General features: G+C 44.4%; 22 protein-coding genes. All 22 read left to right on the top strand.

Annotated elements, in window-relative coordinates:
* The first annotated feature begins 127 nt into the window (after positions 1-127).
* The 22 genes from KNL20_RS13505 (at position 128) to KNL20_RS13400 (ending at position 24,000) form a co-directional block, all read left to right on the top strand.
* Positions 128-1,027, top strand: a complete 900-nt coding sequence (locus tag KNL20_RS13505; RefSeq protein WP_230398251.1) for a diacylglycerol/lipid kinase family protein — start codon at positions 128-130, stop codon at positions 1,025-1,027.
* A 62-nt stretch (positions 1,028-1,089) separates the two neighbouring features.
* Complete coding sequence (gene fba, locus KNL20_RS13500) at positions 1,090-1,953, top strand: class II fructose-1,6-bisphosphate aldolase (protein WP_230398250.1); 864 nt, start codon at positions 1,090-1,092, stop codon at positions 1,951-1,953.
* A gap of 249 nt (positions 1,954-2,202) precedes the next feature.
* On the top strand, positions 2,203-4,317 hold the full coding sequence (locus KNL20_RS13495; RefSeq protein ID WP_230398249.1) for a glutamine synthetase III family protein: 2,115 nt from the start codon (positions 2,203-2,205) through the stop codon (positions 4,315-4,317).
* A 169-nt stretch (positions 4,318-4,486) separates the two neighbouring features.
* On the top strand, positions 4,487-5,161 hold the full coding sequence (locus KNL20_RS13490; protein ID WP_230398248.1) for a WecB/TagA/CpsF family glycosyltransferase: 675 nt from the start codon (positions 4,487-4,489) through the stop codon (positions 5,159-5,161).
* Positions 5,161-6,024, top strand: a complete 864-nt coding sequence (locus KNL20_RS13485) for a YitT family protein (protein WP_230398247.1) — start codon at positions 5,161-5,163, stop codon at positions 6,022-6,024. The genes KNL20_RS13490 and KNL20_RS13485 overlap by 1 nt, the downstream gene beginning before the upstream one ends.
* A gap of 171 nt (positions 6,025-6,195) precedes the next feature.
* The gene (locus KNL20_RS13480) at positions 6,196-7,284 is read left to right on the top strand and encodes a PucR family transcriptional regulator (RefSeq protein WP_230398246.1); all 1,089 of its coding nucleotides are present in this window, start codon (positions 6,196-6,198) and stop codon (positions 7,282-7,284) included.
* Positions 7,285-7,303: 19 nt separating this feature from the next.
* The gene (gene ftsE, locus KNL20_RS13475; RefSeq protein WP_230398245.1) at positions 7,304-7,987 is read left to right on the top strand and encodes a cell division ATP-binding protein FtsE; all 684 of its coding nucleotides are present in this window, start codon (positions 7,304-7,306) and stop codon (positions 7,985-7,987) included.
* Positions 7,977-8,888: a permease-like cell division protein FtsX gene (ftsX, locus tag KNL20_RS13470; RefSeq protein WP_230398244.1), complete on the top strand. Its 912-nt coding sequence runs from the start codon at positions 7,977-7,979 to the stop codon at positions 8,886-8,888. The genes ftsE and ftsX overlap by 11 nt, the downstream gene beginning before the upstream one ends.
* Positions 8,889-9,136: 248 nt before the next feature.
* Positions 9,137-10,309: a S41 family peptidase gene (locus KNL20_RS13465; RefSeq protein ID WP_230398243.1), complete on the top strand. Its 1,173-nt coding sequence runs from the start codon at positions 9,137-9,139 to the stop codon at positions 10,307-10,309.
* A gap of 95 nt (positions 10,310-10,404) precedes the next feature.
* Positions 10,405-11,277, top strand: a complete 873-nt coding sequence (locus KNL20_RS13460) for a DegV family protein (protein WP_230398242.1) — start codon at positions 10,405-10,407, stop codon at positions 11,275-11,277.
* Complete coding sequence (locus tag KNL20_RS13455; RefSeq protein WP_230398241.1) at positions 11,274-12,605, top strand: M18 family aminopeptidase; 1,332 nt, start codon at positions 11,274-11,276, stop codon at positions 12,603-12,605. The genes KNL20_RS13460 and KNL20_RS13455 overlap by 4 nt, the downstream gene beginning before the upstream one ends.
* Positions 12,606-12,896: 291 nt before the next feature.
* Entirely contained in the window at positions 12,897-13,775 is an 879-nt protein-coding gene (locus KNL20_RS13450) for a MurR/RpiR family transcriptional regulator (RefSeq protein ID WP_230398240.1), read from the top strand.
* Complete coding sequence (murQ, locus tag KNL20_RS13445; RefSeq protein WP_230398239.1) at positions 13,763-14,671, top strand: N-acetylmuramic acid 6-phosphate etherase; 909 nt, start codon at positions 13,763-13,765, stop codon at positions 14,669-14,671. The genes KNL20_RS13450 and murQ overlap by 13 nt, the downstream gene beginning before the upstream one ends.
* Positions 14,672-14,692: 21 nt before the next feature.
* Positions 14,693-16,135 (top strand): ABC transporter substrate-binding protein, encoded by a 1,443-nt coding sequence (locus tag KNL20_RS13440; protein ID WP_230398238.1) that lies wholly within the window; start codon positions 14,693-14,695, stop codon positions 16,133-16,135.
* A 109-nt stretch (positions 16,136-16,244) separates the two neighbouring features.
* Positions 16,245-17,120: a carbohydrate ABC transporter permease gene (locus tag KNL20_RS13435; protein WP_230398237.1), complete on the top strand. Its 876-nt coding sequence runs from the start codon at positions 16,245-16,247 to the stop codon at positions 17,118-17,120.
* A gap of 12 nt (positions 17,121-17,132) precedes the next feature.
* Positions 17,133-17,996 carry a carbohydrate ABC transporter permease gene (locus tag KNL20_RS13430; protein WP_230398236.1) on the top strand — a complete coding sequence of 288 codons (864 nt, stop codon included), beginning with the start codon at positions 17,133-17,135 and terminating at the stop codon, positions 17,994-17,996.
* 5 nt (positions 17,997-18,001) lie between these two features.
* A complete protein-coding gene (locus tag KNL20_RS13425; RefSeq protein ID WP_230398235.1) occupies positions 18,002-18,943 on the top strand; it encodes an N-acetylglucosamine kinase in 942 nt (313 codons plus the stop codon).
* Positions 18,940-19,821 carry an ROK family protein gene (locus KNL20_RS13420; RefSeq protein ID WP_230398234.1) on the top strand — a complete coding sequence of 294 codons (882 nt, stop codon included), beginning with the start codon at positions 18,940-18,942 and terminating at the stop codon, positions 19,819-19,821. The genes KNL20_RS13425 and KNL20_RS13420 overlap by 4 nt, the downstream gene beginning before the upstream one ends.
* A 1-nt stretch (position 19,822) precedes the next feature.
* Entirely contained in the window at positions 19,823-21,160 is a 1,338-nt protein-coding gene (locus tag KNL20_RS13415; protein ID WP_230398233.1) for a 6-phospho-beta-glucosidase, read from the top strand.
* Complete coding sequence (locus tag KNL20_RS13410; RefSeq protein WP_230398232.1) at positions 21,157-22,128, top strand: GNAT family N-acetyltransferase; 972 nt, start codon at positions 21,157-21,159, stop codon at positions 22,126-22,128. The genes KNL20_RS13415 and KNL20_RS13410 overlap by 4 nt, the downstream gene beginning before the upstream one ends.
* Before the next feature lie 24 nt (positions 22,129-22,152).
* Positions 22,153-22,848 carry a PIG-L deacetylase family protein gene (locus KNL20_RS13405; RefSeq protein WP_230398231.1) on the top strand — a complete coding sequence of 232 codons (696 nt, stop codon included), beginning with the start codon at positions 22,153-22,155 and terminating at the stop codon, positions 22,846-22,848.
* 12 nt (positions 22,849-22,860) lie between these two features.
* On the top strand, positions 22,861-24,000 hold the full coding sequence (locus tag KNL20_RS13400) for an exo-beta-N-acetylmuramidase NamZ family protein (RefSeq protein WP_230398230.1): 1,140 nt from the start codon (positions 22,861-22,863) through the stop codon (positions 23,998-24,000).
* The last annotated feature ends 9 nt before the right edge of the window (positions 24,001-24,009 follow it).

The following is a 24,009-nucleotide window of genomic DNA, read 5'->3' as shown; positions in this document are numbered from 1 at the left end:
TGAACAAAAAGGCGTACATCTGTCTGGTTCACTCTTTTTCAGCCTGACAGGAAACGTTGTCTTATAGCTTGCATGTTCGGGGGCAATAGGGTAAAATCATTACAAAGAATGTTGCGAGGAGTTCACTATGAAGAAAAAAAAGCTGCTGTTCATATTTAATCCAAGGGCTGGAAAAGGACAGATTCGTTCCAGATTATTCAGGATTATCGATACGTTTGTGAAAGCCGGATATGAAGTTACGGTCCACCCTACACAGCGGCCTCAGGATGGATATGAAAAAACGAGGGAACTGGCATCTGACGTAGATGTAATCGTATGCGGGGGCGGAGACGGAACCCTGGATGAAGTGGTGAACGGTTTGATGGCTGCCAAAAGTCAGATACCGCTGGGATACATACCGGCAGGGAGTACGAATGACTTTGCCAGCAGCGTGAATATATCCAGGAATATATTACAGGCGGCCAAAGATGTCGTATCAGGAGAACCCTGTTCTTTGGATATTGGTCTGTTCAATCATATGAATTTTGTCTATATCGCTGCATTTGGGCTTTTTACGGATGTTTCTTATGAGACAGATCAGAACCTGAAGAATATACTTGGACATCTGGCTTATCTGCTGGAAGGAACAAAACGCATTTTCAATGTTCCGTCCCACATTCTGAAGGTGTATGCCAACGATGTAGTCATGGAAGCAGAGTATATATACGGAATGATTACAAACGCCCGTTCCGTGGGAGGGTTTAAAAACCTTGTGGGACCTGATGTGGAACTGGATGACGGGTTATTTGAAGTAACGTTGATCCGCAAGCCGAAAAATCCGATAGAATTAAACGAGATTGTAACATCTTTGATGAGTGCGGAAGATAAAACAGAGATGATTGATAATTTTAAGACGAATTGCATACGGATAGAGTCCGAAGAAAGAATTGCGTGGACGCTGGATGGAGAATTTGGAGGGGAGCACAATCAGGTCGAAATTGAAAATAAAAGACATGCACTTAATCTGATTGTAAATCAGAATAAATAATTGGCAAAAGCATAAAACTGGGTTATAATTAGATTGCAAATCAATTTAGGAGGTAGAGACCAATGTTAGTATCAGCAAAAGAAATGTTACAAAAAGCAAAAGCAGGTCATTATGCAGTGGGGCAATTCAATATCAACAATCTGGAGTGGACAAAGGCGGTTCTGCTTACCGCGGAAGAGCTGAAATCTCCTGTAATTTTGGGAGTATCTGAAGGTGCGGGTAAATATATGACAGGCTTTAAAACTGTTTCTGCAATGGTAAAGGCCATGATTGGAGAACTGAACATTACGGTTCCGGTCGCTCTGCATCTGGACCATGGTACTTATGACGGATGCTATAAGTGTATTGAAGCCGGATTTTCATCCATTATGTTTGACGGTTCTCATTACCCGATTGAAGAAAATGTGGATAAGACCAAGGAACTGGTCAAAGTATGTGCAGAAAAGGGGATTTCTCTTGAAGCCGAAGTTGGTTCTATCGGAGGAGAAGAGGATGGAGTGATTGGTGCCGGAGAATGCGCTGACCCCGGGGAATGCAAGATGATTGCCGACCTTGGTGTGGACATGCTGGCAGCCGGAATCGGTAATATACATGGCAAGTATCCGGCTAATTGGGCTGGCTTAAGCTTTGAGACGCTGGATGCTATACAAAAACTTACAGGTGAGATGCCGTTGGTACTTCATGGAGGTACAGGTATTCCGGAAGACATGATTAAGAAAGCGATTGATCTGGGTGTGTCCAAGATTAATGTAAATACGGAGTGTCAGCTTACATTTGCAGAAGCAACGCGTAAGTATATTGAATCAGGAAAAGATCAGCAGGGAAAGGGGTACGATCCCCGTAAACTTCTTGCACCGGGCACAGACGCTATCAAAGGTACAGTTAAGGAAAAGATAGAACTCTTTGGATCTGCCGGAAAAGCATGAACTGGATTTTGTGCAAACAGTTCAAATATATTTTAGAAATTTGTTTAATTTAGATAAAAACACGAAATTGTTTTGAGTTAAAAAAAATACTTGCATTTTTTAAGAATCTGCGGTATTTTTATATATATTGAAAGCAATTTCATAGATGTGTGTGAGCTGATAGACAAGGGCGTTCTACTATGGTGTGGAATGCCCTTTTTTAAGATTGTGGGTTTATACACAAATTCCAGAGAGAGGAAAGGAAAGGTTATGGGAGATTTTGTAAATGCTGCTGAAATTTTTGGAGAAAATGTGTTTAATGATACAGTAATGCAAGAACGGCTGCCAAAAAAGGTTTACAGAAAACTGAAGGAGGCAATTGCAAAGGGCGAAGAACTGGATCTTGATACAGCGGATGTTATTGCGCATGAGATGAAGGAATGGGCCATTGAAAAGGGCGCATCTCATTTTACACATTGGTTTCAGCCTTTGACAGGAGTAACCGCGGAAAAACATGATGCATTCATCACTGCTCCCATGGAGAATGGAAAGGTGTTAATGAGTTTTTCAGGTAAAGAGCTGATTAAGGGTGAGCCGGATGCCTCTTCCTTTCCCTCAGGAGGACTTCGGGCGACTTTTGAAGCCAGAGGCTACACAGCCTGGGACTTTACTTCTCCTGCTTTTGTACGCCAGGATGCTGCGGGGGGGACGCTCTGTATTCCCACAGCCTTCTGCTCTTATAAAGGAGAGGCGTTGGATCAGAAGACACCATTGCTTCGCTCCATGGAGGCCATTAATAGACAATCTCTTCGCCTTCTTCAATTATTCGGCAATACAACGTCTAAAAAAGTTACGCCTTCGGTGGGCCCGGAACAGGAGTATTTTCTGGTTGATGCCGAGAAATTTCTGCAGAGAAAAGACCTGATTTATACAGGAAGAACCTTATTTGGTGCGATGCCTCCGAAAGGACAGGAGATGGATGACCATTATTTTGGAACTATCCGCCAGCGAATCGCCGGGTTTATGAAGGATGTAAACACTGAGTTGTGGAAACTGGGGGTTGCCGCCAAGACGCAGCATAATGAGGTTGCTCCGGCCCAGCATGAACTGGCACCCATCTTTGCGGAAGCGAATGTAGCGGTTGATCATAATCAGATCATCATGCGGACATTAAAGCGCATTGCATGCCAGCATGGAATGAAATGTCTGCTTCACGAAAAGCCATTTGCCGGCGTTAATGGTTCAGGAAAACATAATAACTGGTCACTTACTACGGACGACGGATTAAATCTGTTAGAGCCAGGTAAAACACCACATGAGAATATTCAGTTTCTTTTAGTACTTAGCTGTATTATCAGTGCAGTAGACAGACACGCTGGACTTCTTCGGGAATCTGCAGCTGATCCGGGAAATGATCACAGACTTGGAGCAAATGAAGCGCCGCCGGCAATCATTTCTATTTTCCTGGGAGAGCAGCTGGAAGATGTTGTAGAGCAGTTGATCAGCACCGGAAATGCAACCAGCAGTAAGAGTGGTGGAAAGTTAAATACCGGTGTGAGAACACTTCCGGATTTCTTAAAAGATGCAACAGACCGTAACCGTACCTCACCTTTTGCTTTTACAGGAAATAAATTTGAATTTCGTATGGTAGGCTCCAGTGATTCGATAGGTGCACCGAACACGGTACTGAATACCATAGTAGCGGAAGCGTTCTGTGATGCCTGTGACAGGCTGGAGACAGCGGAGAATTTTGATGAGGCTGTACATGATCTGATTAAAGAGAATTTAATTGATCATCAGAGAGTTATCTTTAACGGCAATGGATATTCTGAGGAATGGGTACAGGAGGCCGAGCACAGAGGGCTTCCAAATATCAAATCCATGGTTGATGCGATACCGGAACTGACCAGCGAAGAAACGGTAGCTATGTTTGAAAAATTCCATGTATTCACCAGAGCGGAACTGGAATCCAGAGCAGAAGTACAGTACGAAAACTATGCGAAAACCATTAATATAGAAGCCAGGGCCATGATTGATATTGCAACAAAGCAGATTGTACCAGCGGTCATAAAATACGCAAGAAATCTTGCGGAATCCATAAATTCCATTCAGGCCGCCGGGGTATTGGAGGTGAGCGTAGAAAAAGAACTGTTGGCAGAAACATCGGAACTGTTAAAAGAGACTCATGCTGCGCTTAAAGTGCTTATTGATCTGGATGAGAATGCATGTGCGATGGAGGAGGGCCAGACATGTGCGAAGTATTATCACGATGTGGTTATAAGTGCTATGAATGAATTACGTACTCCCGTCGATAAACTGGAGATGATTGTAGACAAAGAGATGTGGCCGATGCCCTCTTATGGAGATTTGATTTTTGAGGTTTAATCATATTTAAAAGCAGCAGCACAGAACAATGCTCATATGCGTGTTCTGTGCTGCTTTCTTGCTATTTTTTTTCCTATCTGCTATAATGTATCGAAGTGTTGTTATTTTATAAGGAAAGGGAAGCTTAAGTACTGCCGGCACACTGCTGCAGTCCTGGGAAGTTAGATATATGTGTGAAAAAACGGATGTACTAGGAGTACATATTGACTATTGTGGCGTGGATACGTCCATGGAGCGTATAGCTGAGATGATGAAGAATGACCGGATGGAAACAGTGGGTGTAGTCACCATGAATACGCTGTTGCTGGCCGACGAGGATCCGACCTGGAAGCAATATCTGGAGAGTATGGATTTGACTGTAATTGGTGATAGCGAGGTGCTGAAGGCTGCAGGCATCCAGCAGGGGCAGATTGCAGAGGAAGTGAAGGGAAATGAGTTTATTGCCAGGTTTTTCTGGTATATGATTCAACAAAAGGAGCGAATTTTCGTGCTGGGAGAGACACCGGAAGAGGTGGAAGGGCTGCGGAGTTATCTGGAAGATACATATCCCGGCATTGAGGTTGCAGGCGGTGCAGCAGTTGGGGAGGATACTCCGCCGGAAGGCGTAATGAACGAGATTAACAGCCTGACGGTTGATGTGATTGTGAGCGGACTTCAGGGACATCGTCAAGACAGACTTGCCATCGAAAATCGGAACCAGTTGAATACGAAAATATGGTTTTGTCTGGGAGAGCATCCAAATATCCAGTCGAATGCAGGTTTAAAAGTCAGTTGGTGGAGCACACTATTAAAGAAGAGTGCATTTAAAAGAATGGTAGCCAGATATAAAGAGGGAAAAGACTGATGGGAAAAACTGTAAAGGTGAAAAGCAGGTATACGGATTACATTCTGATTGTACCCGGAACGGCACTGATGGCACTGGCAATCAACGTCGTTTTCGAGCCGGCAGGACTGGTAACCGGTGGGTTTTCCGGTCTGGCAATTATAATTAAGTCATTAACAGAAGGCTTAATGGCCGGGGGAATACCGCTTTGGATTACAACAACGGTATTAAATATACCGTTATTTTTAATTGGGTTTAAAATCCGGGGTGCGCAAGTTTTAGGAAAGACGCTTTTTGGAGCCGCAATGCTTTCACTATGGCTTTATATAATTCCGGAAATTTCGCTCACTCCGGATGATTTGCTGCTTTCTGCTGCCTTTGGAGGGGCACTGCAGGGAGTGGGAATCGGCATGGTCTTTATCGGACATGCAACTACGGGTGGAACGGATATGGTTGCTTCACTTATACAGCAGAAGATGAGACATTATACCGTCGCTCAGATTATGCAGGTGTTGGATGCTCTGGTGGTATTATCCGGTGCTTATGTGTTTGGAATTACGAAAGCACTTTATGCCGTAATCGCAATCATGGTAATCACAAAGGTTTCCGATACATTGATTGAAGGTCTGCATTTTTCCAAGGTTGCATACATTATTACGGAGAAACCGGAGGAGATAGCACAGGCACTTATGATAAATGTGGACCGTGGTGTAACAGGAATCACTGCGAAGGGCATGTATACAGGAAACAGCCGCACGATGCTTTACTGTGTGGTCGGAAAAAAGCAGATTGTGGCATTAAAGGATATCGTGATGGAACTGGATAAAGATGCTTTTGTCATCGTGACAGATGCAAGGGAAGTGTTGGGTGAAGGCTTTGTATAAGCATATACGAAAGCAAGCTTTCTCCTGCCTGTCCTATTGGAAATCCGCATGGCTGAACTGTTACACAAAGTTCCCCTTTCCTTTTTGGCTACTTTGTATTAAAATAAAAGAGTATATCATAATGGGGTAATGATTTTGTTACTGACTATATAATCGAAAGAGGGATAAGTTATGATTTCAAATCAAATTCTGCAAAATACAATTGAAGGGATAAAAAATATTTCCAGAGCCGAACTGGCTGTGGCTGATATTGAGGGCAATGTACTCGTGTCCACATTTCCCGAGATGGAGATTAACAATGTTGAAGTTGTGAATTTTGCCCGGTCGCAGGCTGATTCGCAATCCATGAAAAATTTTCAGTTTTTTAAGGTGTATGATGAACACCAGCTGGAATATGTACTGCTTGCGAAAGGAGACAACGAAGATATCTTTCTGGTAGGGAAGATGGCTGCATTTCAGATACAAAATCTCCTGGTGGCATATAAAGAGCGGTTTGATAAAGACAATTTTATAAAGAATCTGCTGCTTGACAATCTGCTGTTGGTGGATATCTATAACCGTGCCAAAAAGCTGCATATCGATGCAGATATGCGCAGAGTAGTATTTATACTGGAAAGCAATCCGGATAAAGACCATGGCACGATTGAGAATGTAAGAAATTTGTTCGGCAATAAATCGGGGGATTTTATTACAGCGGTTGATGAAAAGAATGTTATTATCGTCAAGGAACTGTCAGATACCGATGACTCTGCACAGTTGAACAAGATTGCATTATCTGTTCTGGATACAATTGGAAGGGATGAAAATCATAGAACGCATATTGCATACGGAACAATTGTAAAAGAACTAAAGGAGGTATCCCGCTCCTACAAGGAAGCGCGTATGGCTCTGGATGTGGGGAAGATCTTTTTTGATGAGAGAGATGTCATAGCTTATAGCTCACTGGGGATCGGACGACTGATTTATCAGCTGCCCATACCTTTGTGCAAGATGTTTATAAAGGAAATCTTTGTAGATAAGTCTCCGGATGATTTTGATGAAGAGACATTGTCCACAATTAATAAATTCTTTGAGAACAGTCTGAATGTATCGGAAACTTCCAGACAACTTTACATTCACAGAAACACGCTGGTATACCGTCTGGATAAACTACAGAAAAGTACCGGACTTGATCTTCGTGTATTCGAGGATGCAATTACATTTAAGATAGCACTGATGGTAGTGCGGTATATGAAGTACATGGAGACTTTGGAGTACTAAAGTCTTAGAGGAGGATAAGATGATTACTTTAGATGGTGTAAGTAAGAGTTATGATAAAGGCCAGCCGGCCGTAAATAACATATCCTTACACATAGAAGCAGGGGAATTTGTATTTGTCGTTGGTAACAGTGGATCAGGAAAATCTACGCTTATAAAGCTGCTGCTGAAGGAGCTGGAGCCTACAACCGGAGTAATTAAGGTGAACGGTCAGGTTCTAAACAGAATGAAACGCAGAAAGATTCCCAAGTACCGTCGTGGAGTAGGTGTTGTGTTCCAGGACTTTCGGCTCCTGAAAGACCGGAATGTATATGAGAATGTTGCATTTGCTCAACGGGTGATTGAGAAGCCGAATCGTGTAATTAAAAAAAGAGTTCCGGAGGTGCTGACATTAGTCGGGCTTGCTGAGAAGTATAAGTCACGCCCCAAAGAATTGTCGGGTGGAGAACAGCAGCGTGTAGCCTTGGCCAGAGCACTGGTAAATCGCCCGGATATTCTGCTGGCAGATGAACCAACCGGAAATCTGGATCCTAAGAATTCCAATGAAATCATGAAACTTCTGGAAGAGATTAATGCACGTGGTACTACCGTACTTGTTGTGACACATAATCGTGAGATTGTAAACTCTATGAAAAAGCGGGTAATCCGCTTGCGGAAAGGCGTCATAGTAAGCGACGAAGAAGAAGGTATATACCATGAGGATTAGTACGATTGGATATAGTATCAAACAGGGTATAAAAAATATTTGGAGAAATAAGATGTTTTCCATTGCATCTGTTGCGACCATGGGTGCCTGTATCTTTCTTTTCAGTTTATTTTTTTCACTGGTTATGAACTTTAACTATATTATTAAGAACGTTGAGGAAGGGGTCTCAATGGTGGTCTTCTTCCAAGAAGGAACGGATCAGGCTACGATAGATGAAATAGGGGATCAGATCCAAGCCCGCCCGGAAGTAAAAGAAGTGAAGTATGTATCAGCTGATGAGTCCTGGAAAAGATATCAGGCTCAGTATTTTAAGAATAATCCGGAGCTGGCGGAAGGGTTTAAGAATGATAACCCGCTGATTAATTCTGCAAGTTATGAAATCTATGTTAATAAGGTGGAGGATCAAAGTGAGCTGAAAGATTTTGTTTCCGGTCTTACAGGCGTGCGTGAAGTAAAGCAGTCTGAACAGGCGACGAAGACATTGAGTACAGTTAACAGACTGGTGGGCTATGTATCACTGATAATCATAGGAATTCTCCTTGGAGTTTCTGTGTTTTTAATCAGTAATACAGTATCCGTTGGTATTTCCGTACGAAAAGAAGAGATCGGAATTATGAAACTGATAGGAGCTACAAACCTGTTTGTACGTCTGCCCTTTCTTATGGAAGGCATACTGATTGGATTGATAGGATCTGCAATTCCACTGGTTGCCTGGTATTTTATCTACAATATGGCGATTAAGTATATATTAGATAAATTTCATATGATAGCAGACTTTATGAATGGCCTGCTGCCAATAAGCCAGGTGTTCCATACGCTGCTGCCGGTTGGACTCATTCTGGGTATGGGAATTGGTCTTGTGGGCAGTATATTCACAATACGGAAGCATTTAAAGGTATGATACTACGAAGTGCGCAGCAATCCGTGGTATCATAAAGGTCAAAAGGTCATGCGTTTCATGCTTGCATACCTTGGTATTTAAGTGAGCTGTCTCAATTCATCCGAATTGATGGCAGCTCATTCATTCATACCAAAGTATGCAGGGAAAGCTGCCAGTGGCAGGCTTTCTGTATGTGAAAATAAAAGTTCACATCTGCCTGTACGCGCTGAGCAGCATGCATAGGCTGAAAGTGATTATGGAGAATGAAGATGGACGATAATAAGAAATCATACAGCGGATTGAAGGGATTTCTGTTTGGAATTCTATTTACCCTTGGGATTATGTGTATATTGTTCCTGGTGAAAAACCGGGACTATGTGATGGGTAAGGAGATGAACCCCACAGAGCTTGGTGCCAGGACAAAAGTTGCAGACATCTATGAATTGATTGAAGATGTATATCTTGGTGAGGTCGACAATAAAAAAATGACCGATTATATGTGCGCAGGCCTGGTTACCGGTCTGGGCGACAAGTACTCTACTTACTATACGCAGGAACAGTTTGAGAAGATTATGCAGTCTACGAATGGACATTATTCCGGAATAGGTGTGGCTATCTACCAGGACAGCCAGGGAAGAATTCTTATTGAGTCCTGCTATGAGAATACGCCCGCAGCCAAAGCTGGAATAAAGCCTGGAGATATCCTTTTGAAGGTGGGAGATAAGCCGGTTTCCTCCATGTCTACAAATGAGGTCGTAGATTTGATAAAGGATACGAAAGAAGGAGAGACAGTGTCCATGACATTGGAAAGGGGGGATCAGCCATATACGGTAGATGTGACAATCGAAGAGGTAGAAGCGATTTCGGTCACGGGAAAGATGCTGGAGAATCAGATCGGTTATATCAGGATATCGGAATTTACCGGAGTGACAGCTGAACAGTTCAAGGACGCATACGGAAAATTACAGGATCAGGGGATGAACAGGCTGATTATTGATTTAAGAAGCAATCCAGGCGGCCTGGTGTCCGGTGTGTGTGATACCTTAAGAGAGATTCTCCCGAAAGGGCTTATTGTCTATACAGAAGACAAGTACGGGAACAGAAGCGAACAGAATTGTGATGGGAAATCGCCGATTAGTATTCCGCTGGCTGTTTTGGTTAACAGCAGTTCTGCCAGTGCTTCAGAGATTTTTGCCGGAGCGGTACAGGATTATGGAACAGGTACAATTGTAGGCACTGTTACCTATGGGAAAGGGGTGGTGCAGGACACCTACCAGCTAAAGAATGGAGGCGCAGTAAAATTGACTGTTTCCCATTACTTTACACCAAAAGGTAATAATATCAATGGGAAGGGAATTACGCCGGATGTGGAGATCGACATGCCGGATGATTCAGAGGAAGATGTTCAACTCAATAAAGCAAAAGAGATATTGCTTCATTAGTTCTCAACAGGAAATCGTTGCAGGGGATGATTTCCTGTGGTATTCTAAGCATATGAATGATACCATCGTTCACACAAAGGAGGGAGACAGAGCTTATGAAGCAATATATGATTACAACTGAAAATACGTGTGATATGCCATACGAATATTATAAAGAACATGATGTGGAATTTATGTACCTTCCCTGTACACTGGACGGCAGGGTCTATAATAAGGAACATGATATTGATCAAAAAGAATTCTATGTCCGTATGAGAAGTGGTTCTATGCCAACGACTTCCCAGGTAAATACGGAGGATGCAAAAAAGACCTGGCAGCCGATTTTGGATGCCGGAAAGGAGATCCTGCATGTTTCATTTTCTTCTGGCTTAAGCGGTACCTATAACAGCTGCAGACTGGCGGCTGAAGAATTGATGGAAAAAAACCCGGAGTATAAAATCATTGTCATTGATACGCTGTGTGCTTCCATGGGGCAGGGCCTGATTCTTCAGAAGGTTTTGGAAAAAAAGGAGCGGGGCAGCAGCCTGGATGAAACGGCCAGGTGGCTGGAAGAGCATAAATTGAATCTCTGCCATGTATTCACCGTGGATGATTTGATGCACCTCCACAGAGGCGGGCGTGTGTCCAGGGTAAGCGCAGTTCTTGGCACGATGATTAATATAAAGCCTATGCTCCATGTGGATGATGAAGGGCATCTGCTTCTTCTAAGCAAGGCAAGGGGACGAAGGAAAGCTCTTAATAACCTTGTGGACATGATGGAAGAACGGGTCGGCAGTTACAGAGATAAGAATGATACCATCTATATCAGTCATGGAGATTGTGAAGAGGATGCCTCCTACGTTGCGGAACTGGTAAAGAGCCGATACCCATCGGTGAAGTCGGTTATGTTAAATACAATTGGATCAACGATAGGTGCACATGCAGGCCCGGGAACAGTCGCTTTATTTTTTATGGGGGACAGGCGATGAATAAATATACTGCAGAAGAACTTTTAAGCTTTATAGAGAAAAGTCCTACCAGTTTTCATGCAGTTGAAAGTATGGCACTGGAGCTTGAGGAAGCAGGATTTAAACATCTATACGAGGAAGAGCTATGGAATCTCAAACCAGATGGAAAGTATTACGTGACGCGCAATGGATCGTCTCTGATTGCATTTACAATTCCGTCAGAGGAGATGAAAAGTTTTCAGATTATGGCCAGCCATAGTGATTCTCCCACCTTTAAATTAAAAGAAAATCCCGAGATCGAGGCAGAGGGTCATTTTGTTAAGCTGAATGTGGAGAAATATGGGGGAATGTTGATGGCTCCCTGGTTTGACAGACCGTTATCACTTGCGGGAAGACTCCTGTTCCGGGAAGAAGATCAGATTGTATCCCGGCTGGTCAAGGTAGACAGGGATCTCGTTCAGATTCCGAGTCTGGCAATTCACATGAATAGAGAAGTCAATGATGGATACGCATATAATCCTCAGAATGATATGCTTCCGTTATTTGGCGGTGAGGGGACCAAAGGCTCTTTGATGAAAATCCTGAGTGAGCAGGCCGGGGTATCACCGGAACATGTTCTGGGAATGGACATTTATCTTTATAACAGGATGAAAGGGAGTATATGGGGAGCGAAGGAGGAATTTATTTCCAGCGCCAGACTGGATGATCTTCAGTGTGCATTTTCCTCTTTAAAGGGCTTTCTGGTGAGCCGGAACCGGAAGCATGTGATGATGCACTGCGTTTTGGATAACGAAGAAGTGGGGAGTCTGACCCGGCAGGGAGCGGCATCCACTTTCTTGAAAGATACACTGGAACGGATTTCTGATGGTATGGGATTAGACAGGGCAAGCTATCTGCGCGCACTTGCATCCAGTTTTATGCTTTCAGCAGACAATGCACATAGCGTACATCCGAACTATCAGGATAAAACGGATCCCGGCAACCGTCCTTATATCAATGGGGGAATTGTACTGAAGTTTAATGCGAACCAAAAGTATACAACGGATGGTATCAGTTCAGCAGTTTTCAGAACAATCTGCGCGCATGCGCAGGTACCCTGTCAGGTTTATGTTAACCGTTCGGATATACCGGGAGGCTCGACACTGGGCAATATTTCGAATGGACAGGTATCCTTACCTATGGCAGATATAGGCCTGCCCCAGCTGGCGATGCACTCCCCATATGAAACAGCCGGAGTGAAGGATACGGAGCATCTGATTAAGGCTGCAAGGACGTTCTATAGTTCAGATATTGAAATCGTGAAAGATCATATCTATAAGGTCAAAATGGATGATGAAACAGAAGAATAGTTAAGAAAGAAGAGGCTGCTATATGGGAAGAATTCCTTATATAGCAGCCTCTTCTTTCTGTTGCAGATATCAATGCTTTCATAAAAATCTAAAATTCCAGATAATGCATTCAATATATGAAACAAAGTATCATAAATAGAGAGAGTAGTAGACGAAAGTGTTTCTGAATAATATAATAGTAACCACACAGGAGATATAGATATATAAAAAAACATACAAAATATACAATGGATAAGTGTCTGCAGCTTGCAGAAATAACTTCTCAGGCACGTTCCAGGAAGAGGGGGGACTATGAAAAGTGTCATTGTCAAGTTTCGCGAGTTTTTGCCCAATGCCAGTAATACAGAGAAAGGCATCATCCGATATCTGTTAGCAAATCCGGAGAAGGCGGCGGAGATGGGTGTCCGTGAACTGGCAAAAGAGGTTTACGCTTCACCTTCCACAATTACCAGACTCTGCAGGAAGACGGGCTTTGAGCATTATAAGGATTTCCAAAAATCCCTCATGTATGAAAACGCAATGCGCAAAGAAGTCATAGGGGATAAAAATTGTGAAATCAGCAAAGAGGATTCTACAGAACAACTTGTGAATAAAATTATTTATAAGAGTATTGTTTCCCTGGAAGATACAAAAAGCCTGATTGATGTGGAAGTGCTGGAAGAAAGCGTATCCATATTACAGGCGGCAGGAAAGATTTCAATTTTCGGGATGGGCGCATCTTTACTGGTGGCAAAGGATGCCTGTCTGAAGTTCATGCGGGTCAATAAGGTATGCCTGGTGAATGAGGATTTTCATGCACAGTTGGTTCAGGCGAAGAATATGACCAGTGGGGATGCGGCAATTATTATCAGCTATTCAGGGATGACAAGGGAAATGGTGGAATGTGCGGAAATTTTAAAAGATGCCGGGGTCCCGATTATTGCCATTACTTGTTATCATGAGTCACCATTATCTAAAATCTCCGACTATAATCTATATGTCACAGCAACCGAGTTCGAGTTCCGAACCGGAAAATTAGGTTCCAGACTCTCGCAATTGGCAGTCATTGACATGCTGTATGTGGCATATGTCCAGAAAAACTATGAGACTTGCATGGACAGTCTTAGAAAGACCTATATCTCCAAAGAGGAGAAAACCAATCATGAGGGAGAGATTCGATGGCAGATTTAGAAAGACTGATAACAGAAAAGAGAAATACGAGCACTATGAATCTGGATGAGATGTCTCCTTATGAAATTATAACAATCATGAATAAGGAGGATCAGAAGGTTCTGGATGCAGTCCATGATGCGCTTCCACAGATCGGAAGAGCCATAGAATGGACAACAGAAAGCCTGCAGAAGGATGGGAGAATCATTTACATAGGAGCAGGCACCAGCGGGCGTCTTGGTATTTTGGATGCAGTGGAATGCCCCCCTACCTTTGGAGTCTCTTATGACATGGTGGTAGGTGTAATTGCAGGAGGCGAAGGAGCATTTGTAAAGGCAGAAGAGGGGGCGGAAGACGATCCGGAGCTTGGGAGGGAAGATCTGAAGCGGATCCATCTTTCAGCCGATGATGTTGTGATAGGGCTGGCCGCCAGCGGCAGAACACCTTATGTAATTGGTGCACTTCAATATGCAAAGGAGGTGGGATGCAGGACAGTAGCGATATCCTGCAATTCGAATACAAAGATTTCGGAGAAGGCAGACTGTGCGATAGAACTTCTGACGGGTCCGGAGATTCTGACCGGTTCCACCAGATTAAAGGCGGGAACTGCAGAAAAGATGGTATTAAATATGATATCTACAGTCAGTATGGTTGGCATAGGAAAGGTATATCAAAATCTGATGGTGGACTTGCGCCAGACGAATAAGAAGCTTGTAACCCGGGCGGAGAATATTGTGATGGAAGCAGTGGGATGCGAAAGAAAAGAAGCCAAAACCGCTTTGCGGGAAGCCGGAGGAGGAGCAAAGCTGGCAATTACAAAGATGCTTTTGAGCTGCGATATAGAAACTGCCAGGGAGTGCCTTGAGCAGGCAGATGGAAAAGTGAAAGTTGCCGTGTCAAAGCGGTTAACCATATAAAAAAAAGGAGGGTTTTATTCTATGAAAAGAAAAAAAATGGCAGCATTGGGGATGGCGGCTGTGATGACACTTTCATCATTGGCGGCAGGCTGTGGTGGAACAGACAAAGGGGGAAGTTCATCCGCTTCCGGTACGGCTGCAGAAGGAAAAAAGGACGTGGTAACAGCTTTACTGCCTCCGGTTTCTGCTACTTATCAGGATAAAATTAACACCTACATTGAGGATTTTAATAAGGAGAATCCGGATATTGAAATTAAAGTCACAACGGCAAGCTGGGAGGATGTAACTCAGAAACTGGATGTCCAGGTAAATGCCGGATCACCGCCGGATATTGCCTTTATCGGCAGCAGCGGAGTAACAAAGTATCTGGATACGGATATGGCTGTAGATATCTCAAAATATCTGGAAGAGGATCAAATAAATGATTTTGATGAAAATGTTCTGAATTATTTTAAGAATCAAGAAGGACTGTATGGTCTTCCGGCCTACTGTGAGATTCAGTGTATCGGAGGAAACAGAGAACTTCTGGAGACTGCCGGAATTGACTGGAAAGCAGTACAAAAAGATGGATGGACGTATGATGAATTCCGGGAAGCCATAAAGAAGGGCGTTGTAAAAGAGGGTGACCAGATAAAAACCTACGGATTTCTCTTTGCCTGTGCCGGTGTTACAGCAAAGGACTATTTTGGCATTTTTGTTAAGAATGCAGGGATGCCTGAGGCCTTTGATAAGGACTTAAAGTATGCATATACCAGCAAACAGATGCTTACATTTCTGGAGGACTTGAGAGCCTTGATTGACGATGGTTCCATGCCAAAGGAACTGGGCTCTATCGATGCAGGAAAAAGATGGAATATGATGCTTACCGGGCAGACCATGATCACAGGAAAAGGATTGTCTTCCTTTGAAAAGTCCGCCTATGAAAACACTGAAAAGCTGAAGAACAATGACGGCAGTGCAGTAGAGGGAAGTATTCCTGTGGAATATGTAGTGCTTCCGGTACCGGTATTCGAAGGAGGAAATCAGCAGGCACAGGGAGCAGTGGACGGGTATATCTGCCTTACGGGGGAAAAGAATCCGGATGAACAGCATCTGAAAAACGTTGCAAAGGTTGCATACTACCTTGCCAGCAGTGAGCGTGCTGCACAGACTTGTCAGGAACTTTATTTAAAGCCGGTTTGTGAAAGCGGACGTACTGCTTATGAGAAACTGCCTCCAATTGAAAATAAGAATGAAGATAATACAAAAGCAGTAGAAAGCCTTACAACACAGATTGCAGAAGCGAGACCGGACATACCGGCCGACAAGGGGGCTGCGGCCATAAAGATTCAGGATGAAGTCATTATGCCGAAATTCCAGGGGCTGCTGGCGGGAGAGGTTACTCCTGAAGAGATGTACCAGGCAATTGTAGATGCAGGACATGCGGCCTTTGGTGAGGCAGGATGTGTATCAGACGAATCTTAAGCTTCCGGCAAAATGCTAAAGTGATGAAGGAGCATCCTGTAAGCTTTGCTTACAGGATGTCCGAAGCAAATCGCCGGATGTACCTGATGGAATGGGAGGATCCTGAACAATGAAGAAAATGAAGAAAGAAGCCATGTGGGCATATGTGTTCATACTGGTTCCGTTGTGCACATTTATTGTGTTTACATTATATCCTGTAATCTCTGCAGCTGTTATCAGTTTTCAGAAGTATAGACCACTGGGTTCGGAGTGGGTTGGGTTGGACAATTATATAAATACTTTTAAAAATGGCTTATTCTATAAGGCTCTGAAAAATACACTTGTATACTCCATTATAACGGTACCGGTATCCATGCTGTTATCCTTCATGATTTCTATTATGATTCTGCCATTTCGGAAAAAACTGCAGTCAGTATTTAAGGCAGCCTTTTATCTCCCGGCAATTGCGTCAGGGGTTGCATTATCCTTCGTGTGGAAATGGATTTATGATCCGCTTCCGTCCGGATTGTTGAATAATGTGGTTAAGGTATTCGGCTTATCCAACCAAAACTGGCTTGGAAGCCAGAAAACTGCAATGCTGTCCCTGATCATCATGGCCGTTTTCGCAGGTCTGGGACAGAATATCATTATTTATACCGCTGCATTGCTTGGAATTGATTCAACCTATTATGAGGCGGCCGATATAGATGGAGCCACCTTCTTTCAGAAAGTACGTTATGTCGTATGGCCAATTGTAAAACCTACTACGGTTTTTCTGACCATTACAGGCGTAATCAATGGTTTCCAATCCTTCCAAAATGCATATCTGATGACAGGCGGGGGACCGGATAATGCAACGACCATGGCAGGATTACTGATTTTCAATCGTGCATTTACATATTTTGAATATGGTGAAGCCTGTGCCCAGGCTTTGATTCTTGCCGCAATCATAGCAGTTTTTGCGGTGCTGCAGTTTAAGCTTAGCTCCGGCGATGTGGAATATTAAAAGGAGGGCAAGATGGGATTATATAAAAAATATAACGGAAAACTAAAATATAAAGGAACAATCCGGAATTTTCTTCTGGCAGCTGTATTACTTACGATCGCTCTGGTTACGTTATTTCCTATCTATTATATGGTAATCTCCTCCTTTGGAGCGCCGACAGAAGCGGGCGGAGCCAGCTATTCGCTGATTCCAAAACAATTTACGCTGAATTCCTATAAGTTCTTTTTTTCTTTCAGTGCCCATTCCTTTCGCTGGATACTGAACTCTTTGCTGGTAGCCTCTGTGGTTACGATTAGCAATGTGATTTTCGCAACACTGGCCGGATATGCATTTGCAAAGCTGCGCTTTCCCGGATGCAAGGTATTCTTTTTTGTGCTTCTGGTAGCGATGATGGTACCTTACCAGGTAACTCAGGTACCGCTGTATATTCTGGTGGTCAATGTCTTGAAGATCCAGGATACTTATATGGCTCTGGTTGCACCGACCCTCGTGACCTGTTACAACGTATTTTTGGCAAAGCAATTTTTCACCTCACTGCCAACCTCCATTATGGAATCGGCAAAAATCGAAGGATGCAGCCAGCCGATGATCGTGTGGAAAATTGTTGTGCCGCTTTCAAAAACTATACTTTCCGTTATGGCAATCATGACGTTTCTCGGAGAATGGAACACCTTTTTCTGGCCCTTCCTGGTCTGTAATTCAGAAGCCATGCAGACGGTTCAGGTTGGCTTGAAAAACTTCAGCTTTGCCAATACAACTTACTTTGCACCGATGATGGCGGGTGCAACAGTCTCTGCGCTTCCCATGTTTATTCTGTTTTTCTCACTTCAGAAATATTTCCTGGAAGGCGTTACGGTAGGCGCGGTGAAAGGGTGAGTGTCATGAAAAAAGAAAAAGCATATCTGCTTGGACTTGACGGCGGAGGAACAAAGACGATGGTCTGCGTTGCAGATGAAGAAGGCAACATTTTAGAGCGGTTCGAGTCCGGAGCGTTTAACATGAATGGACAGAGCAGAGAAAAAGCACTTCAGACTCTGCGCGATATTTACATCCGGCTGAAAATGCTTGGATATAAAATCAATAAATGCCGGGGAGTCGGTATCGGAGCCGCTGGAATCAGTAACCCGGCGGTTTCCCAAATTTTAAAGGAAGCGTTCAAACAGGAGGGTTTCCTCTGCCGTATCGGATTGTTCGGGGATCACGAAACGGCTCTGGCGGCTGCCTTCCCGGAATGCCGCGGAATTGTATTAATTTCAGGAACCGGCTCAATCTGTATAGGAAGGGATGCATGGGGCAGGCAGTACAGGGCAGGAGGATACGGGCATCTGATTGATGATGTGGGAAGTGCTTATGCCATTGCCAGAGATATGCTTTCAGCAGTGGTACGCGCAGAAGATGGAAGGGCGGAATCTACCCTTCTTAAGAAGCTGGTTTTTGAAAAATTAAATATTCGGAAAACAGAAGACCTGTTGGGCTTTTTGTATCAGCCAGGACGTTCGAAAAAAGAAGTTGCGTCCCTGGCTCCGCTTATCAGTCAGGCGGCCGCGTATGGAGATCGTTCCGCTATGGAGATCGAAAGAAAGAGCGCCCGGGACCTGGCCGATCTTGTAATTGCTGTATCCGGAAATATGCCGGAGGAAAAGCATCTTGCTCTGAGCGGAAGTGTGCTGCTCCATAATCTGCATATACGAAAGCTTGTATGCAGTTGCCTGGAGACATATGACAGCTCTATGGAAATTATCATAAATTATGGGGAAGCGGCAGCTGGCGCACTACGGCTTTTTCAGCTGACAGATAAAGCATGTTCGGAGGGGGAGAGATGAAAAAAAAGTATCTGACGATAGATATTGGAGGAACATTTATAAAACACAGCATCATGGATGAGGAATACAGGATACTGGAGGAAGGGAGTGAGGGAACCAAGAAAAACCCGGAGAAATTTTTAAAGCAGCTGGAAACACTACTACTTCGTTACAAGAAAGAGGTGGAAGGAGCTGCAGTTTGTATTGCCGGATTTATCAATCCCGAAACAGGAGAAAACATAGACTATAGTGTTGGTGAAAATTTCAGGGCTTACAATTTGAAACAAGCGCTTTCCAGAGCAGGGGAATTTCCGGTGATTCTTGAAAACGACAGCAATTGTGCTGCCCTTGGTGAGATGGTGATGGGGGCAGGCAGAGGTCTTCGGGATTTCTGCCTTTTAACGTTTGGTACAGGGATTGGAGGAGCACTTGTTCTGGATGGAAATCTGTACCGGGGAAAACATTTTAAAGCAGGAGAAGCCGGTTTGACCTTACTGGGAGCTTCCATGACCGATGGTAAAATCCTATGTGAAAGTGTGGGTGCCACATCTGCCTTGGTACGGGAAGTATCCCTGTCGCTTGAAAGAGACGTGGATGGAATCTATATATTCAGACATCTGGATAATCCGGATATTTTAAAGAAATACGACATATGGCTGGAAAAGGCGGCACTTGTAACAGGCAATACAGCCATGCTGCTGGATCCGGAAGCAGTCCTGATCGGAGGGGGAATCTGCAGTTCCCCAAGGTTTATCGGCGATCTGCGGAAGACTGTTTACAACATGTTTCCTCAGCTTGAGGCATATACGGAAATCAGAGCGTGTGAAACAGGAAATCAGGCAGGCAGAATCGGGGCGCTTTCTTTACTTCTGAAACAAGTTTGCCAGAGAGGAGTGTAGGATGAAGAAGGGTATTAAGATTGTAACAATCGGAGGTGGTTCCAGTTATACGCCGGAGCTTGTGGATGGGTTTTTAAAGAGATATGAAAGCCTTCCGGTAAAAGAATTGTGGCTGGTGGATGTACCGGAAGGTGAGCATAAGATGCAGGTGGTTGCCGGACTGGCCCGCCGTATGGTAAAAAGGGCGGGAGTGCCTATGGAAATCTGCACGACGCTGGACCGCCGCACAGCGCTGAAAGATGCGGACTTTGTGACAACACAGCTTCGTGTAGGGCAGCTTCAGGCCAGAATTAAGGATGAGAGAATTCCAATCTCTCATGGAATTCTCGGACAGGAAACGAATGGGGCGGGAGGATTGTTTAAGGGATTGAGAACAATTCCGGTCATTATGGATATCTGCCGGGATATGCAGGAGTTGTGTCCAAAAGCATGGCTGATTAATTTCACGAATCCTGTAGGAATGGTGATGGAAGGGATTCATAAGTATACGGATTTCCATAAGATCATCGGTTTGTGTAATGTACCTATTGGGATGCATCGTGCCATTGCAGAACTTTTAGAACGCAGGATGGAGGAGGTGCAGGTAACCTTCGGCGGACTAAATCATATGGTCTTTGCCACAAAAGTCATTGTGGATGAAAAAGATGTAACAAAAGAAGTACTGAAGCTTTGGGGAGACCAGAGCGTTAAGAATATCAAGGGAGTTGTCTGGAATCCTGACTTTATAGAAGAACTGGGTGTGCTTCCCTGTTCTTACCACAGGTATTATTATATGACAAAAGAATACCTCCAGGAGGAGCAGGAAAAGTTTGAGAAACATGAGGTACGGGCGGAATTTGTAAAAGGTGTGGAGGAAGAACTGTTCAAGCTTTATGAGAATCCCAGTCTGGATCAGAAGCCGAAGCTTCTGGAAGAACGGGGAGGGGCTTATTACAGTGACGCAGCATGTAACCTGATTAACTCCATCTATAATGATAAGCAGGACATACAGGTGGTCAATACAGTAAACCATGGTGCAATAGAAAATTTTGAAGATGATGAAATTGTGGAGGTGAGCTGTGCAATCACCAAAAATGGGCCGGTACCTCAAAAGGTTGGCCGTCTGCCAAAAGCAGTCAATGGATTGATCCAGCAAATTAAATCTTTTGAGGCAGCAGGAAGTGCAGCGGCAGTTACGGGTGACAGGAAAAAAGCCCTGCTGGCATTGATGATCAATCCTCTGGTCATGTCGCAGAAGACTGCAGAGGTTGTGCTGGGGGAACTATTGGAGGTGCATCGGGAATATCTTCCACGGTTTTTTGCAGACGAAACTTCTATAGACAAGGAGGGGACGCTATGAGGACAGTGCATATACAGAAAGATTCACCATTACTTGTAAAAGCATATCAACTATTTGTGCAGTCGGTACAAAACCAGGATATGCTTTCTAAAAAAATGAGCTTTGAAAAATTTCAGGAAACACTTTATCCGGCGCGGAAAGGAATTACGGCTGTCAATCTGCTGGAAGAAGAGGGAAGGGCATTTGCTTCCGGGTGTCTGGATGAAAACATACAGAAGACCTTCATTACCATGGTGATTGTGAAAGAAGATGAACGGGGAAGGGGCCTTGGCAGATGGATTTTAAATGAGCTTGAGCAGGAGTTGATAGCCCGGGGGGAACGGCATAGACTGGAGATTTCCTTTTTTAATCCGATAACGTTATCCTGGGTTGTTCCGGGGAGGAAAGGAGCAGAACATCCGAATATGCCGGGTGTGGACATCGGGTCCGGTGCATATCTTTTCCTGAAAAACTGCGGATACCGTGATTTTTCCATGCAGAACAGCTACTACGCGGCTTTGGATACTTATCATTACCCAAAGGCTATGGAGGCTAAAAAGAACGAACTGGATCGTGCAGGATTTAAACTGGAGCTATATGATAAAGGGATACATACAGGGATGGAGGAGATGCTGCGCAGATTCGGAAATCTCATGTGGGAGCGGGAGATACTTGGAGAACCATCACGTCAAAAAGGCGGACGTCCGATTCTGGTTCCTGTCTATGAAAAGCGGGTATGTGGTTTCACGGGCCCGTTGGATGTGGAAAAGAACGGAAGAGGGTATTTTGCAGGAATTGGAATTGACCCGGATTTTCGCGGAAAAGGATTGGCTAAATTATTGTTTTGCGAATTGTGTCAGGCACTTAAAAAAGAGGGGGCGTCCTATATGACCCTGTTCACGGGAGAAAATAACCCGGCCAGAAACATATATGAGGATGCAGGTTTCACCATCGTAAGGACCTGGGCTGATATGAGAAAGGAAGATTAATGAGGGCATACGAGGAGGTATGATATGGCAAAGACAGTTATGGCGATAGGGGCGCATGTAGGAGATGTGGAGCTGACCTGCGGGGGTGTATTAGCCACTTATGCTTTAAAGGGCTATCAAATCGTCACAGTGGCACTGACCGGAGGGGAAAGGGGAAATCCCCCGCATCTTACGGTAGAGGAATATCGGAAGCAAAAGGAGGAAGAAGCGGCGGATTTCGCCGGAGTCCTGGGTGGAAAAGCGGTCGTACTGCCCTATGTGGATGGGGAACTGCCGGATAATGAAGAGGTTCGTTACCAGGTGTGTGACCTGATACGCAGCTACAGGCCGGAAGCGTTGATGACACATTGGAAATACAGCATGCATAAGGACCATGAGCTGACGCACAGAATCGTCAGGGATGCACAATTTTACGCCGGATTGCCTGCAATTATACGAAAGGATAAGGCTCATTTTGCAAAAGGACCATATTATGCTCAGAATTGGGAGGATTCTCCTGAATTCAAGCCATATGTCTATACTGTGGTGAGCCGGGAAGGATTCGAACTTTGGGAAAAAGCCATCCGGCTGCATTGGTTTGCGGTGAATAGCCCTAGCTTCCCCTATATGGATTACTATGCCCATCTTATGCGATGCAATGGCTGTCTGGCAAGAACAGAATATGCCGAGGCGTTTGCGGTAAATGAAGAGGATAAGCGGATCATTGCACATGAGTTTTGATTGGAGGCCTGTATGATAAAAAATGGAATTGACTGTATTGACAACTATGATAAGGTATTGCGTGGGAAAAGGCTAGGTCTTATCACATCGATTTCAGGAGCGGACCAGAAGCTTCGCTCGACAATAGAAATACTTGCCGGAAAATATGAACTGCGTGCGCTCTTTGGCCCGGAGCACGGTGTCCGGGGGAATATGGGCGCAGGGGAAGTCGTGGACAGCTATACAGACCCCTATACCGGAATACCGGTGTTCAGCCTGTACCGAAAGGAGTCCAAACGTCTTACGGAAGAAATGCTGGAGCTTGTGGATGCGGTTGTCTATGATATCCAGGATTTGGGGGTCCGCTACTTTACCTTCATTTCAACGATGTATTATGCCATGCAGGCCTGCGAAAGCTGCCAAAAAGAGATGATTATTCTGGACCGCCTGAATCCTTTGGGCGGAAAGGCAGAGGGAAACTTGATAAAGCCGGAGTACGAAAGCTTTATCGGTGCCTATCCCCTGTGCATGCGCTATGGATTGACCATAGGAGAACTTGCAGAGATGATATATGATGAACAGCAGTATCATTTTCCGCTGACCGTAATTCCGATAGAGGGATGGAAACGGGAGATGCTGTTTCCGGAGACAGGAAATATATGGGTGATGCCAAGCCTTGGCATACCCCGGTTCGAGACGGCGCTTTTATACCCGGGAACGTGTCTGTTTGAAGGGACGAATCTTTCGGAGGGGAGGGGAACCGCTGCCCCCTTTGAACTGATTGGAGCGCCCTATGTGGATGGATATCGGTTTGCAAAGCATATGAATGAAAGGAAGCTGCCGGGAGTCCTGTTCTCCCCCGCTTATTTTGTACCCTCAACTTCCAAGTATGAGAAGGAAGAGTGCCAGGGGATACATGTTCATATTACAGATATAGAGGTCTTTTGCCCTGCAAAGACCGGTCTGACCCTGCTGTACGCATTCCGCAGCTGCTATCCGGAATATTTCCGGTTCTTAGAGCCTTTCCGTGAAGGGGGAAGGCGAAGTATAGAGCTGCTGTTTGGAAATGATAAAATTATTGATTCGAATACGTCATTGGAAGAATTGCTGGAATCTTTTGATAGCGACAGTGCGTTGTTTTGCCGGCGTAAGGAAAAGTATCACAGGTATTAAAAGCAAAGT

Source organism: Novisyntrophococcus fermenticellae (genome assembly GCF_018866245.1).
Lineage (GTDB): Bacteria > Bacillota > Clostridia > Lachnospirales > Lachnospiraceae > Novisyntrophococcus > Novisyntrophococcus fermenticellae.
This window is presented reverse-complemented; position numbering and strand designations above follow the sequence as displayed.